The organism is Bacteroides sp. AM07-18 (assembly GCF_003602695.1).
Lineage (GTDB): Bacteria > Bacteroidota > Bacteroidia > Bacteroidales > Bacteroidaceae > Bacteroides > Bacteroides uniformis.
Window position 1 is genome coordinate 17,355 of sequence record NZ_QTLM01000019.1, and the last position, 13,708, is coordinate 31,062.

Consider the following 13,708-nt stretch of genomic DNA (forward strand, 5'->3'; position numbering starts at 1 on the left):
TGATAACCATTTAACTACTTGAACTGCTGATTTGAGTTATTTACGATTTTAATTGTTTATTGGTTGTTTGTGACTTACTTCTTGGCCTTTGTCTGTACAATCCTTGCTCCTGCGGGAACATCTTCTGTCACCCAGATATTGCCGCCTACGGTGGCTCCTTGTCCGATGGTGATGCGTCCCAATATGGTGGCGTTGGAATAGACTATCACATTGTCTTCCAGAATGGGATGGCGGGGAATACCCTTGATGGGCTTGCCGTCTTCGTCTAGCGGGAAGCTCTTGGCACCGAGGGTCACACCCTGGTACAGCTTCACGTTGTTGCCGATGATGCAGGTCTCGCCGATTACCACACCCGTACCGTGGTCGATGGTAAAATAACCACCTATTTCCGCTCCTGGATGGATATCGATTCCCGTTTCACTGTGCGCCATCTCGGTGATGATGCGGGGAATGAGGGGAACACCCAACTTGAGCAACTCGTGTGCGATGCGGTAGTTGCTGATGGCGCGGATGGCCGGATAGCAGCTGATGACTTCGCCGAACGACTGTGCGGCGGGGTCACCGTTGTAGGCGGCTTCCACATCTGTGGCGAGTGTACGTCTCATTGCCGGCAGGTTGCTGATGAACTTGGCAGCCAATAAGGCGGCTTCTTCCCGTTGGAGCTCGGTACAACAGTTGCATTCGCCGTCGCCTGCAAAGCAGAGGCCGGCAAGGATTTGCTCGGTCAGCAGGTCGAACAAGCGTTCGACATTGACACCGATATGGTAAGTCACCGTACGGCTGTTGACCGTAGAATTTCCGAAATATCCGGGGAAGATGATGGCTCGCGCCAGTTCGATGATGTCGCGCAGCACTTTTGCCGAAGGCAGCGGGTTGCCGTCCGTATGCTGGTGAAACAGTCCTTTGTATGATTCGCTTTCCGATAGCTCATCGACTGCTTGTGTCAAAATGTGGGTAAAGTTGAGTGGACTCATTATGATATCCTTAAGTTTAAAAGTGGCAACAAAGATAGGAAATACTCGTCAAATATCCTACATATCCCTCATTTATAGTACGTATTTACCATATTTGTGGTATTTTCTACGAACCAATTTTGCGCTACTTTTGTCTTGTAAGAAATAACATACCTCGTTCCACTCCGGATTGTTAGTCTTTTCCCTTAGGGGAATGAGGAATTTAAAAACAGTTGGATTATGAAGAAGATAGCAGAACGCCTTACCGACCTGGTAGGCAACACTCCCTTGCTGGAGTTGAATAATTATAACAAGAATAAGGGTCTGAAAGCCCGTGTTATTGCCAAATTGGAATATTTTAACCCTGCCGGCAGTGTGAAGGACCGCGTGGCGCTTGCCATGATAGAAGATGCCGAGGCAAAAGGGCTGTTGAAGCCTGGTGCCACCATCATCGAACCTACCAGTGGGAATACGGGCGTAGGGCTGGCTTTTGTGGCCGCCGCCAAAGGTTACAAGCTGATACTGACGATGCCCGACACGATGAGTTTGGAACGCCGCAACCTCTTGAAAGCCCTTGGTGCGGAACTGGTACTGACTTCGGGTGCCGACGGTATGAAAGGCGCAATAGCCCGTGCCGAAGAACTGAAAGCCGCCAACCCCGGCTCGCTGATTCTACAGCAATTTGACAATCCTGCCAATCCGGCAATGCACGAGCGTACTACCGGACAAGAAATCTGGCGTGATACAGACGGCCGGGTGGATATTTTCGTGGCCGGTGTAGGGACGGGAGGCACAGTGAGTGGTGTGGGTGCAGCCTTGAAAGCCAATAACCCGAAGGTAAAGATTGTGGCTGTGGAGCCCGAAGATTCTCCCGTACTTTCCGGTGGGAAGCCCGGTCCCCATAAAATACAAGGTATCGGTGCCGGATTTGTGCCAAAGAACTATAACAGTGCCGTAATAGACGAAGTTCTGCAGGTATCCAATGATGACGCCATACGTACGGGCCGCGAACTGGCGAAGTATGAGGGATTGTTGGTCGGCATCTCTTCGGGAGCTGCCGTTGCTGCAGCTACCCGCTTGGCACGGTTGCCCGAGAATGAAGGAAAGACGATTGTAGCGCTGCTGCCCGATACGGGAGAACGGTATCTTTCGACGCTGTTGTATGCATTTGAGGAATATCCGTTGTAAAAGTAAATATTTCTGCCGGTTATCCGCTCCATCAATGTGGAGCAGGTGACCGGCAGATGGTATTTATAGTTCGCTTGGTCTTAACCCGAATGACCGGCAGCTTATTTTCTCTACTTTCACTTCCCATATCTTGACATTGCGTACGGCGGGTTCGGCATATTTGCATTCATTTTCCGTATATTGCTTCATCAGCATGTCGAGTACGCGTCGCTTCTCTTCCATGTCTTCCACGAAGTGTACTTTCCCACGACAGATAACACTGCGCGACTTCATGCTGTAGCTGCATGCCACTTGCCGGTGCATATAAACCAGCTCGTGTCCTTCGCAGAAGGTGATGCAAACTTGCGGGTGCTTTGTTACCATCTCCACTTTACTGCCTTCCGGGCCGGAATGCAAGTATATTACCCCGTCTTGATAGGCAAAGTTCATGGGAACCGCATATGGGTTTCCTTCAAGGTCTGTGATGCCCACTATGCAGTATGGGCATTTACGGATAATTTCCTCAATCTGTGTAGGGTCTGTAATAGTAATTGTCTTCATGTGCAAAGCCTCACCCCCGGCCCCTCTCCGAAAGAGAGGGGAGTGGGGAAGTGGGGATATTTAATATTGTAGGGTTATTCTTTATTTCACTTCACTCAAGTTTCGCAAGTTTTCAATTCATTGCTCTCCTCTCCCCTCTCTTTCGGAGAGGGGTCGGGGGTGAGGTTACACCAGTGCAAAGTCCAGCTGCTTCTTTTCCAAGTTAGCGCGTGCCACCTTAATGGTAATGGCATCTCCCAGACTATAAATTTTATTTTTGCGGCGTCCGCGCAGGCAGTAGTTCTTTTCATCGAATTCGTAATAGTCATCGTCGAGGTCGCGGATGGGAATCATGCCTTCGCACTTGTTCTCATTCAGCTCCACGTAGAGTCCCCATTCCGTTACGCCGGAGATGACGCCGTCGAAGGTCTGTCCCAGGCGTTCGGTCATGAATTCTACTTGCTTGTACTTGATGGAGGCGCGTTCCGCGTTGGAGGCTATCTGCTCCATGCTGCTGCTGTGTTCGCAGAGGGCTTCGTATTTCTGTTCGGACACGGTGCGGCCTCCCTGGTCCAAGTACTTGGTGAGCAGACGGTGTACCATCATATCCGGATAGCGGCGGATGGGCGAGGTGAAATGGGTATAGTAATCGAAAGCCAAACCATAGTGCCCCACGTTATGCACGGAGTAGCGTGCCTTCTGCATGGCGCGGATGGAGACGGTTTCAATCAAGTTCTCCTCCTTCTTGCCCTGGATGTCGTCCAGCAGGTGGTTGATGGACTTGGAGATGTCGGTCTTTGTACCGCTGGTACGCAGCTTGTAGCCGAAACGGGCGATGAACTGTGCCAGGTTGTCCAGCTTCTCCGGGTCGGGGAGGTCGTGAATACGGTATGGCAACACTTTGGCTTTCTTGCCTTTGGGCACGCGGCCTATCTTTTCGGCTACGGTGCGGTTGGCAAGCAGCATGAACTCCTCTATCAGCTTGTTGGCATCTTTCGACTCCTTGAAGTAGACGCTGACGGGTTTGCCCTTCTCGTCAATTTCGAACTTCACTTCGTAGCGGTCGAAGTTGATGGCTCCTGCCTTAAAGCGGTTCTCACGCAGTATTTTGGCAAGCTTATCCAGTTGGAGCACCTCTTCCTGGAAGTCTCCTTTGCCGGTTTCTATAATCTCCTGGGCTTCTTCGTAGGTGAAGCGGCGGTCGCTCTTGATGACGGTATGTACCACGCGTGAGTTCTTCACTTCGCCTTTTTCCGTCATTTCAAAGATGACGGAGTAGGCAAGCTTCTCTTCGTCGGGGCGGAGTGAACAGATGAAATTACACAACCGTTCGGGGAGCATTGGGATGGTGCGGTCTACGAGGTAGACGGATGTGGCACGCTTCTCGGCTTCCTTGTCTATGATGCCGCCCTCTTTCACGTAGTGGGTCACGTCGGCAATGTGTACGCCTACTTCCCAAAGTCCCCCTTTCAGTTTGCGGATGGAGAGGGCGTCGTCGAAGTCCTTGGCATCCTTGGGGTCGATGGTGAAGGTGGTCACACCCCGGAAGTCCTCACGTCGGGCTATTTCCTCGGCGGAGATTTCGGCGGGTATCTTGTCGGCAGCTTTCTCTACGGCAGCGGGGTAGACATAGGGCAGGCCGAATTCCGCCAGGATGGCGTGCATCTCGGTGGTATTGTCTCCTGCGCGCCCCAGGATGTCGATTACCTGGCCGATGGGGTTCTTGGCTTTGTCGGGCCATTCCACCACCTTTACGATGGCTTTGTCGCCCGTCTTGCCGCCTTTCAACTTTTCTTTGGGGATGAAGATGTCGTTGGCAAGCGTACGGTTTTCCGTTACAAGGAAAGCGTATGACTTGGCAACTTCCAGGGTACCCACGAAGGTGTCGTTGGCACGTTCCAGTATCTCGATGACTTCTCCTTCGGCTTCGCGTCCGCGACGCTTGGCATAGAAGGCGATACGCACTTTATCATTGTTCATGGCGTGTGCCGAGTTGCGTTCGGCCACGAATATCGGTTCGCCTCCACCTTCCGGTATAAAGGAATTCTTGCCGTTGCTCTTGCGCTGGAAGGTTCCGGTCATTTCCACGCCGTGGTTGTTCAGCTTGTATTTGTGCTTGTCCACTTCTGTGATGTAGTCGTCCATCGACAGTTCGGACAAGATGTCCATGCACAGCATCTTCAGCGGATGTGTGGTGAGGTGGAGTTGTTCAAAGATGTATTTCAGGGATAATACTTCGTCTTGCTTTGTGTGGAAGAATTCCAGCAGTACTTTGACGAGCTCTTTCTTCTTCATGCGTTTGCCGGCTTTCTTTTCTTTCTTTTTGGCCATAATGTTATGATGTATTTTATGTATAAATAGAGATTCTGTGTCAATCTGTGTAATCTGTGGTGATTACCTCTTGCAAAGTAAACAAATAAATACGTTCCTTCGTTCACTCAGACTTCAAAATATTATCATTCTATTGAAAATAATGAAGGAACGACAGATTGTAATGGATTTATGTACTATATTTGCACACAAAGTGAAGATAGGCTGTACCTTAGACGAAAAGCAGATGGAAATGCAAACTCTGAACAAAAAAGCAGATGCCACACGGGAAAAAGACATTTACCGGGTGACGGTTGTGGGAAGTGTGGTAAACTTTCTCTTGCTTGTCTTCAAATTCTTTGCAGGTATTGTAGGTCACAGTGCCGCCATGCTGGCGGATGCGGTACATTCTTTGTCGGATTTCATTACAGATATTATTGTCATTGTTTTTGTGCGCATTTCGGCAAAGCCCGAAGATGAAGGACACGATTACGGTCATGGCAAGTACGAGACGCTGGCAACTGCCATTATCGGTATTTTTCTGTTGTTTGTGGGATTCGGCATTTTCTGGAACGGGGCTTCCTCCATTTACCGCTTCCTGCAAGGCGGCTCTCTGCAGGAACCCGGTATACTGGCACTGGTGGCTGCATTGGTATCCATCGTTTTCAAGGAAGTGCTTTATCAATATACCGTATTCAAGGGCAGGAAGTTGAATTCGCAGGCGGTTGTTGCCAATGCCTGGCATCACCGGAGTGACGCGTTTTCGTCCATAGGCACGGCAGCGGGTATAGGTGGCGCCATTCTTTTGGGTGACCATTGGCGGGTGCTGGACCCGGTGGCAGCGGTTATTGTCAGCTTTTTCATTATGAAGGTGGCTGTGCAGTTGTTGATACCGTGTGTGGACGAACTGTTGGAGAAATCATTGCCCGTCGAGGTGGAGGATGAGATACTGAAGACGATTCTTTCTTTTCCCGGTATCAGCTCGCCGCATCACCTTCGTACGCGCCGCATCGGCAGTTATTGTGCCATCGAGGTGCATGTGCGTATGGATGGTAGCATCTCGCTGGAGGAAGCTCACGAGACGGCAACGGCGGTGGAGAACAAGTTGAAAAGGCAGTTCGGCAAAGGAACACTGGTCAGCATCCATGTGGAGCCGGTGAAGAAGAGTAACGAGGCGACAGAGTAACACAAGGAGCGTCAAGGTGACGGACCGGATGAAAAGTAATTAGTAATTTGTAACAGAAGAAGTGGAATCGATTTTAATTACAGGAGCAAGCGGATTTATCGGAAGTTTCATCGTGGAGGAGGCGTTGAAGCGCAAGTTCGGTGTGTGGGCGGGTGTACGTTCGTCCAGCAGCCGCGAGTATCTGCGTGACCGCAAGATACATTTCCTCGAACTGGACTTTGCGCACCCCAATGAACTGAGGGCACAACTCTCGGGACATAAAGGGACCTACAATAAGTTTGATTATATTGTCCATTGTGCCGGTGTGACGAAGTGTGTGGACAAGAACGAATTCGATTTGGTGAATTATCTGCAGACCAAATACTTCATCGATACGCTGAGGGAGCTGAACATGATTCCCAAGCAGTTTATCTTCATCAGTACGCTGAGTGTGTTCGGCCCGGTACGCGAGAGGACCTACGACCCGATTATGGAGAGTGACCCCCCTTCACCCAATACCGCCTACGGACTCAGTAAACTGAAAACAGAACTTTATTTGCAGAGTATTCCGGGTTTCCCCTACGTCATCTACCGGCCGACGGGTGTATACGGGCCGCGTGAGAAGGATTATTATCTTATGGCAAAGTCCATCCGGCAGCATACGGACTTTTCTGTAGGCTTCTGCCGCCAGGACTTGACGTTTGTATATGTAAAGGATATCGTGCAGGCCATCTTCCTCGGGATAGAGAAGCAGGTGTCCCGCCGCGCCTATTTCCTGGCTGACGGGAAGGTGTATAGCAGCCGTGCTTTTTCCGATTTGATAAGGAAAGAATTGGGCAATCCGTTTGTTATTCGCCTGAGATGTCCGTTAATTGTATTGAAAGTCGTATCTTTGCTCGCTGAATTTTGGGCGAAGCGGCAGAACAAGACCAGTACGCTCAATTCGGACAAGTATAGAATAATGAAACAACGCAACTGGCAGTGTGACATCACACCGGCCGTCGAGGAACTGGGCTTCAGTCCTGAGTACGACCTGGAACGGGGTGTAAAGGAAACCATTGCCTGGTATAAGGATAAGGGATGGCTTTAGATTTATTTAAAAGGGTAGAAACCCGTAAGGGGCTTTTTGCGGTAGAGAAGATTACGCTGATATACAATTTGCTGACTTCCATTCTCATTCTGTTTCTTTTTCAGGAAATGGATCATCCGGTGCAGATGCTTGCAGACCGTGTTGTCATTGCGGGTATGACGTTCCTGCTGATGTATCTTTACCGGCTGGCACCCTGCAAGTTCTCTGCCTTTGTGCGCATAGCCATCCAGATGTCACTGCTTTCCTATTGGTATCCCGACACCTTTGAGTTCAACCGGATATTCCCCAATCTCGACCACGTGTTCGCGTCGGTGGAGCAGTGGATGTTTGGCGGACAGCCTGCTGTGTGGTTCTGTGAAAGGTTTCCGCAGATGTGGGTGAGCGAGCCGTTCAATATGGGGTACTTCTTCTATTATCCGATGATTCTGCTGGTGGTGGTGTGGTATTTCCTTTATCGTTTCGACCTTTTCGAGAAGGTTTCGTTCGTCATCGTCACCGCTTTCTTCATCTATTACCTTATTTATATTTTCGTCCCCGTTGCCGGGCCGCAGTTCTACTTCCCCGCCATTGGAAGCGACCATGTGGCGCAAGGTATCTTTCCGTCCATCGGTGACTATTTCCATCACCATCAGGAACTTCTTCCCGGTCCGGGCTATGAGCACGGCTTCTTCTACAACCTGGTGGAGAGTTCCCAGCAGGTGGGTGAGCGCCCCACGGCTGCTTTTCCCAGTTCGCACGTCGGAATGTCTACGGTACTGATGATTATGGCATGGCGTGGCAGCAAGCGTCTGTTTGCCTGCTTGTTTCCTTTCTATCTGCTGTTGTGCGGGGCTACGGTCTATATCCAGGCACATTACCTGATAGACTCTATCGTGGGTTTCGTATCGGCTTTCGGCATTTATATCCTGGCCACGTGGATGTTCAAGCGATGGTTTGCGCAGCCGATGTTCCGCTAGTCGGGCACGGTGATTATCTTTCCACTGTCTGTGGGCAATACCAATGTACGCGGATAAACTTCTGCCGGAAGTGAATGCTGGAAGTTTACGATGAGCTGTTTGAGCAGTTTTTTCTTTTTCATAAAGACATATTTATGGGATTCTTTCTTTCTTGGGAAGACGAATATAGGGACTTGTTTCTTTCTGCCAAAGAAACAATGTTTTTTTTCTTGCCTCCTTGTTGGTAAGGTTTTGCCTTCCCATTGGCAAGGCTTTGCCACCGCGTTGGCAAAACTTTGCCATAGGCATGGCAAAAGTTTGCCAAGGGCAAGGCAAGTGGTTGGCAAAATTTCTTGCTGACAGACAGTGAGTTATGCGGATGGCAACAAAGCGTGTCATCTGCGTCTGAATAGCCCCCCTCTCAGAAGCTATTCAAGAAGGAGCGTGAGGATGATTGCTCAAGTATCGGACTCGATGGTAAAAATCGTATGCGGTTTTCTCCTATGGCAGCAACGGTTCTATCTCTTCGAAGATGCGGTACAGTTCCTCCTTCGTCTCTGCCCGCAGCATGGCTATCCGGGTGTCGCGGAAATTGGGAATCCCTTTGAAGAGCGGGCTTGCTGCCAGGTGGCGGCGCACGTGCAGTATGCCCCGTCGTTCATCCAGCAGGTTGACGCTGTCTTCCACTTCCTGGCGGAGTACGTTCAGCCGCCATTCGGAACTCGGCGGAGGGAGTTCTTCGCCCGTCTCCAAATAATGCTTCACTTCCTTAAAGAACCACGGGCGGCCGAAGCTGGCACGGCCTATCATGATGGCGTCCACACCGTAGAGGTCGAAGCATTCTTTGGCCCGTTGGGGAGTGGTGATATCACCGTTGCCGATGATGGGAATGTGCATGCGTGGGTTCTTTTTCACCTCGCCGATAAGTGTCCAGTCCGCCTCGCCGGTATACATCTGGGCGCGGGTACGGCCGTGGATGGTGAGGGCGGCAATGCCGCAGTCCTGCAACTGCTCGGCAAGGTCTACGATGATTTTACTGTTGGCATCCCAGCCCAGGCGGGTCTTCACGGTGACGGGAATCTTCACGGCATCTACCACGGCACGAGTGATTTCCAGCATCAGCGGAATGTTCTGTAGCATACCGGCACCGGCACCCTTGCCGGCAACGCGCTTCACGGGGCAGCCGAAGTTGATGTCCAGCGTGTCCGGATGTGCCTGCTCCACAATGCGGGCGGCTTCTACCATGGTGGCGGTGTCCCGTCCGTATATCTGTATGGCTACGGGCCGCTCTTCATCGCTGATGTTCAGTTTCTGCTGGGTCTTGCCTACGGAGCGTATCAAGGCATCGGCAGAAACGAACTCGGTATATACCATGTCTGCTCCGAAGTGCTTGCACATCAGGCGGAAAGCAGGGTCGGTGACGTCCTCCATCGGGGCGAGGAATACGGGGCGTGGGCCCAGGTCTATATCTTTAATCTTCATAATCTAAGCGGATTTGTCCGCAAAAGTACAGAAAAAAGCCTACCTTTGCATACTCTAATTCAAAAAGAAATGATGAAACACTCAATCAGTGACTTCGAAATCATGGCACCGGTAGGCTCGCGCGAATCTCTCGCAGCAGCCATACAAGCAGGTGCCGACTCCATCTATTTCGGTATCGAGAACCTGAACATGCGTGCCCGTTCGGCAAATACCTTCACTATCGACGATTTGCGGGAAATAGCCCGGACGTGCGACGAACATGGCATGAAGAGCTACCTCACCGTCAATACCATTATATACGACCATGACATTCCGCTGATGCGTACCATTGTAGATGCGGCAAAGGCGGCAGGCATCTCGGCAGTCATTGCCGCTGATGTGGCAGTGATGAGCTATGCCCGGCAGATAGGGCAGGAGGTACACCTCAGCACACAGCTCAACATCAGCAACGTGGAAGCCCTGCGCTTCTATGCGCAGTTTGCCGATGTGGTGGTGCTGGCGCGTGAGTTGAATCTGGAGCAAGTGGCAGAAATCTACCGCCATATCCGTGAGGAGAATATCTGTGGACCCAGCGGAGAGCAGATACGTATAGAGATGTTCTGCCACGGTGCCCTTTGCATGGCAGTCAGCGGAAAGTGTTATCTCTCATTGCATGAGATGAACCACTCCGCCAACCGCGGTGCCTGCATGCAGGTATGCCGCCGTAGTTATACGGTGCGCGACAAGGAGACGGATGTGGAATTGGAGGTGGACAACCAATACATCATGTCCCCCAAAGACTTAAAAACTATCCACTTCATGAACAAGATGCTGGATGCAGGTGTTCGTGTTTTCAAAATAGAAGGACGTGCCCGCGGACCCGAGTACGTGCGCACGGTAGTGGAGTGTTACAAAGAAGCCATCCGTTCCTATCTGGACGATACATTCACCGATGAGAAAATTGCTCGGTGGGACGAACGCTTGAAGACGGTCTTCAATCGTGGTTTCTGGGACGGCTACTACCTGGGACAACGCTTGGGCGAATGGACCAAGAACTACGGCTCTGCCGCTACGGAACGTAAAATCTATGTGGGTAAGGGTATCCGCTACTTCTCAAACATCGGTGTGGCGGAGTTCCTGGTAGAAGCAGCCGAAGTGAGCGTAGGCGACAAGTTGCTGATTACGGGTCCCACAACGGGTGCCGAATTCGTCACTTTGGACGAGGCACGCGTCGATTTGAAACCCGTGCAGACTGTAAAGAAAGGCCAGCATTTCTCGATGAAATCGGTGAAAATACGTCCCAGTGACAAACTCTACAAGCTGGTCAGCGTAGAGGAACTGAAGAAGTTCAAAGGCTTGGATGTGGAGAAACAACGTGGCTAAGTATCAAATAGTAAATAGTCCAATAGTAAATATGAATTATATCTATGAACTTCCCATGAAGGTGCGCGACTATGAATGCGACCTGCAAGGCATCGTCAATAATGCCAATTATCAGCATTATCTGGAGCATACGCGCCATGAGTTTCTGTTGAGTGCCGGCGTCAGCTTTGCCGGACTGCACGAGCAGGGGGTAGACCCGGTAGTGGCACGTATCAATATGGCTTTCAAGACTCCCCTGAGGAGTGGTGACGAGTTTGTCTCCAAACTCTACATGAAGAAGGAGGGTATCAAGTACGTCTTTTACCAAGATATCTTCCGTGCTTCCGACGGCAAAGTCTGTCTCAAAGGCATAGTTGAAACCGTATGTGTGGTGAACGGACGGTTAAGCGATAGCGAACTGTTCGACCGTCTCTTTGCCCCTTATCTCAATCCGTGTGAATCTGTGTAATCTGTGGTGGAATGAACAGTGACGAACGGATTTGCAGCATAGCTCTCACACTTTGCCCCGGTATAGGACATATCGGGGCAAAGCGTTTAATAGAGGGTATGGGCAGTGCTGCCGAAGTATTCAGTCGGCGGAAGGAGCTCCCCGAAATCATGCCCGGTGTGAATCCGGGGGTAGTGACGGCTCTTGATTGTCCCGCTGCCTTTCTGCGTGCCGAGCAGGAGATGGAGTTTGTAGAGAAGAATCGTCTTTCCTGCCTGACGTTGAAGGATGAGGCTTACCCTTCGCGCTTGCGTGAATGTGAAGATGCGCCGATTGTACTTTTCTTTAAAGGAAACACCGATTTCAACCGCCTGCATGTCATCGATATGGTAGGTACACGCCGTGCCACCGATTACGGCAAGCAATTCTGTGCCGACTTCCTGCGCGATTTGGCCGTTCTTTGTCCCGATGTGCTGGTAGTAAGCGGACTGGCTTACGGGATAGATATCCATGCCCATCGGGCCGCTTTGGCAAATCATCTCCCTACCGTTGCTGTCCTTGCTCACGGACTGGACCGCATCTATCCGTATGTCCACCGGAAAACAGCCATCGACATGCTGGCACAAGGCGGACTGCTGACCGAATTCCTTACCGGGACGAATCCGGACAAGCATAATTTCGTCAGCCGCAACCGTATTGTGGCGGGTATGAGTGATGCTACCATTGTGGTGGAGTCTGCCGCAAAGGGAGGTTCCCTTATCACTGCAGAGTTGGCGGAGGGATACCATCGTGACTGTTTTGCCGTTCCGGGACGTGTTACGGACGAATCTTCCATCGGTTGCAACCGGTTGATACGCGACAACAAGGCCGCCCTTATCCAGAGTGCGGAAGAGTTTGTGCAGATTATGGGCTGGGCCGTAGCGGAGCAGCCTGCCCGGACAGAAGGTATCCAGCGTAATCTCTTCCCGGAACTGACGGAAGAGGAGGAGCTCGTTGTGCGTATTCTTATGCGGCAGGGAGACCTCCATATCAATGCGATGGTGGTGGAAGCGGACATACCCGTCAACCGGATGAGTGCCTTGCTTTTTGAATTGGAGATGAAGGGAGTGGTCAAGGCAATGGTGGGTGGTGTCTATCACTTGCTGACTTGAGCGCGGCAGGTCTCTTGCCTTATATGGACGGTTTCCCGTATTTCATGATGAACTTTTCCGGGTGGTCTGTCGCTATGATGTCTACCCCCAGGTCGACTGCCTTCTGGTTCTCTTCCGTCTTGTCGTCCAGCCCCAGGACAAGTGCCAGTACCTGCAGGTTGTGCTCACGGCATTTCTTTACGAATTGCGGGGTAAGGGAGTCAATCCAGACGACAGCGATGTCGGGATGCAGTTCCTTTACGACATGCTCTATGTCCTTTTCACTTTTGATGTAGGCTTGCAGGGTTCTTACCTCGGGTGCCATCTTTCTGAAGCATTTGGCATGATACTCCTTGCTGAAGGTGAAGTTGCAGTTTTCCAGCATGCCTTCGTCCTTTATCAAGTTCAGTAATTGGTGCAGACCGCCGTTGCGGTAGTCGATGGTGATTCTTAAACCGTGCTCTTTGGCCTTGCGTAGCAGGTCGGTAAGGCGTAGTACCCGTTGTCCGGCAAATCGGGGCGCAAACCAAGAGCCGGCATCCAGTGTGTCGATGTCGGTGGACAGCCATTGGGAGATGGCGCCGGTACCGTTGGTGGTACGGTCGAGGGTGGAATCGTGCAGTACGTAGAAGACACTGTCCTTACTGATGCAGACATCGCATTCTATATTGCCTACACCGTATTTGATGCACGAATCTACGGATGCCATTGTGTTTTCGGGAGCGATGGTGGCCGCACCACGGTGTGCGCTGGTTAGGGGTATCTTGGTGGTGGCAGGCCGTTGGGAACATCCTGCGGTAAGTAGGATTATGGAAAGCAATGTGAGTACCGGTTTTTTCATAATGGGCTCAAGTAGTGATGTTTTCTTCTTTAACAGTTATAAAAGCCATCGAAGATAGCTATTTTTTGTCATTCGGAGAAACGTATGGGCATAAAAAAAGGAGTACCGCTGTACTCCAACCTTTGTTAACCTTAAATCTAATACTATGAAAAAAATCACATTACAAATGTAAGGTTCCCGTTGTTATCTTCCAAATTTCAGAATGTTCCTGCTACTTCTTTTGTATTTCTTTCACTGAATTTTACTGTTTTCGCACACGGATTGACTTTTTGAGAGAGAAGAATCTATTCACAGCGTCCCGGATAA

Annotated in this window: 14 protein-coding genes; 7 read left to right on the forward strand and 7 right to left on the reverse strand. The window is 50.8% G+C overall.

All coding sequences use genetic code 11. The features are described 5' to 3' along the window. Nucleotides 1-74: 74 nt before the first annotated feature. Nucleotides 75-974 (reverse strand): serine O-acetyltransferase EpsC, encoded by a 900-nt coding sequence (gene epsC, locus DW096_RS17185; RefSeq protein ID WP_005830965.1) that lies wholly within the window; start codon nt 972-974, stop codon nt 75-77. Nucleotides 975-1,193: 219 nt separating this feature from the next. On the opposite strand from epsC, the gene cysK reads away from it, so the two are divergent. Continuing rightward, nucleotides 1,194-2,141 (forward strand): cysteine synthase A, encoded by a 948-nt coding sequence (gene cysK, locus DW096_RS17190; protein WP_005830963.1) that lies wholly within the window; start codon nt 1,194-1,196, stop codon nt 2,139-2,141. A 63-nt stretch (nt 2,142-2,204) separates the two neighbouring features. On the opposite strand, the gene DW096_RS17195 is transcribed toward cysK, so the two are convergent. Together DW096_RS17195 and rnr are read right to left on the reverse strand one after the other, a co-directional pair. Then, the gene (locus DW096_RS17195; RefSeq protein ID WP_005830961.1) at nt 2,205-2,681 is read right to left on the reverse strand and encodes a pyridoxamine 5'-phosphate oxidase family protein; all 477 of its coding nucleotides are present in this window, start codon (nt 2,679-2,681) and stop codon (nt 2,205-2,207) included. A gap of 165 nt (nt 2,682-2,846) precedes the next feature. Beyond that, nucleotides 2,847-4,991: a ribonuclease R gene (rnr, locus tag DW096_RS17200; protein ID WP_005830959.1), complete on the reverse strand. Its 2,145-nt coding sequence runs from the start codon at nt 4,989-4,991 to the stop codon at nt 2,847-2,849. A 226-nt stretch (nt 4,992-5,217) separates the two neighbouring features. Between rnr and DW096_RS17205 the strand changes: the two genes are divergently transcribed. The 3 genes from DW096_RS17205 to DW096_RS17215 all read left to right on the forward strand — a co-directional run bounded on the left by DW096_RS17205 (nt 5,218) and on the right by DW096_RS17215 (nt 8,181). Then, a complete protein-coding gene (locus tag DW096_RS17205; RefSeq protein ID WP_009037571.1) occupies nt 5,218-6,156 on the forward strand; it encodes a cation diffusion facilitator family transporter in 939 nt (312 codons plus the stop codon). 61 nt (nt 6,157-6,217) lie between these two features. Beyond that, on the forward strand, nt 6,218-7,225 hold the full coding sequence (locus DW096_RS17210; protein ID WP_009037572.1) for an NAD(P)-dependent oxidoreductase: 1,008 nt from the start codon (nt 6,218-6,220) through the stop codon (nt 7,223-7,225). Next, nucleotides 7,216-8,181: a phosphatase PAP2 family protein gene (locus tag DW096_RS17215; RefSeq protein ID WP_005830954.1), complete on the forward strand. Its 966-nt coding sequence runs from the start codon at nt 7,216-7,218 to the stop codon at nt 8,179-8,181. Before DW096_RS17210 ends, DW096_RS17215 begins: the two co-directional genes overlap by 10 nt. Here DW096_RS17215 and DW096_RS19675 read toward each other — a convergent pair. From DW096_RS19675 to dusB, 3 genes are all read right to left on the reverse strand, one after another. Further along, nucleotides 8,178-8,303 (reverse strand): hypothetical protein, encoded by a 126-nt coding sequence (locus DW096_RS19675; RefSeq protein ID WP_005834280.1) that lies wholly within the window; start codon nt 8,301-8,303, stop codon nt 8,178-8,180. The two genes, DW096_RS17215 and DW096_RS19675, sit on opposite strands and share 4 nt — an antisense overlap. A gap of 10 nt (nt 8,304-8,313) precedes the next feature. Beyond that, nucleotides 8,314-8,559 (reverse strand): hypothetical protein, encoded by a 246-nt coding sequence (locus DW096_RS17220; RefSeq protein WP_153880885.1) that lies wholly within the window; start codon nt 8,557-8,559, stop codon nt 8,314-8,316. 102 nt (nt 8,560-8,661) lie between these two features. Beyond that, nucleotides 8,662-9,642 carry a tRNA dihydrouridine synthase DusB gene (gene dusB, locus DW096_RS17225; RefSeq protein ID WP_005830947.1) on the reverse strand — a complete coding sequence of 327 codons (981 nt, stop codon included), beginning with the start codon at nt 9,640-9,642 and terminating at the stop codon, nt 8,662-8,664. 69 nt (nt 9,643-9,711) lie between these two features. Here dusB and DW096_RS17230 point away from each other — a divergent pair, with 69 nt between their 5' ends. From DW096_RS17230 to dprA, 3 genes are read left to right on the forward strand one after another with little or no spacing between them, the layout of a single operon-like run. Beyond that, nucleotides 9,712-11,004 (forward strand): peptidase U32 family protein, encoded by a 1,293-nt coding sequence (locus tag DW096_RS17230; protein WP_005830944.1) that lies wholly within the window; start codon nt 9,712-9,714, stop codon nt 11,002-11,004. Nucleotides 11,005-11,035: 31 nt separating this feature from the next. Beyond that, entirely contained in the window at nt 11,036-11,452 is a 417-nt protein-coding gene (locus DW096_RS17235; protein ID WP_005834284.1) for a thioesterase family protein, read from the forward strand. Nucleotides 11,453-11,463: 11 nt separating this feature from the next. Beyond that, nucleotides 11,464-12,582 (forward strand): DNA-processing protein DprA, encoded by a 1,119-nt coding sequence (dprA, locus tag DW096_RS17240; RefSeq protein ID WP_005834286.1) that lies wholly within the window; start codon nt 11,464-11,466, stop codon nt 12,580-12,582. A 19-nt stretch (nt 12,583-12,601) separates the two neighbouring features. Here the strand turns inward: dprA and DW096_RS17245 are convergent, their stop codons facing one another. Beyond that, nucleotides 12,602-13,402, reverse strand: coding sequence for a glycerophosphodiester phosphodiesterase family protein (locus DW096_RS17245; protein ID WP_005834289.1), 801 nt, complete (start codon nt 13,400-13,402; stop codon nt 12,602-12,604). Between the last annotated feature and the right edge of the window lie 306 nt (nt 13,403-13,708).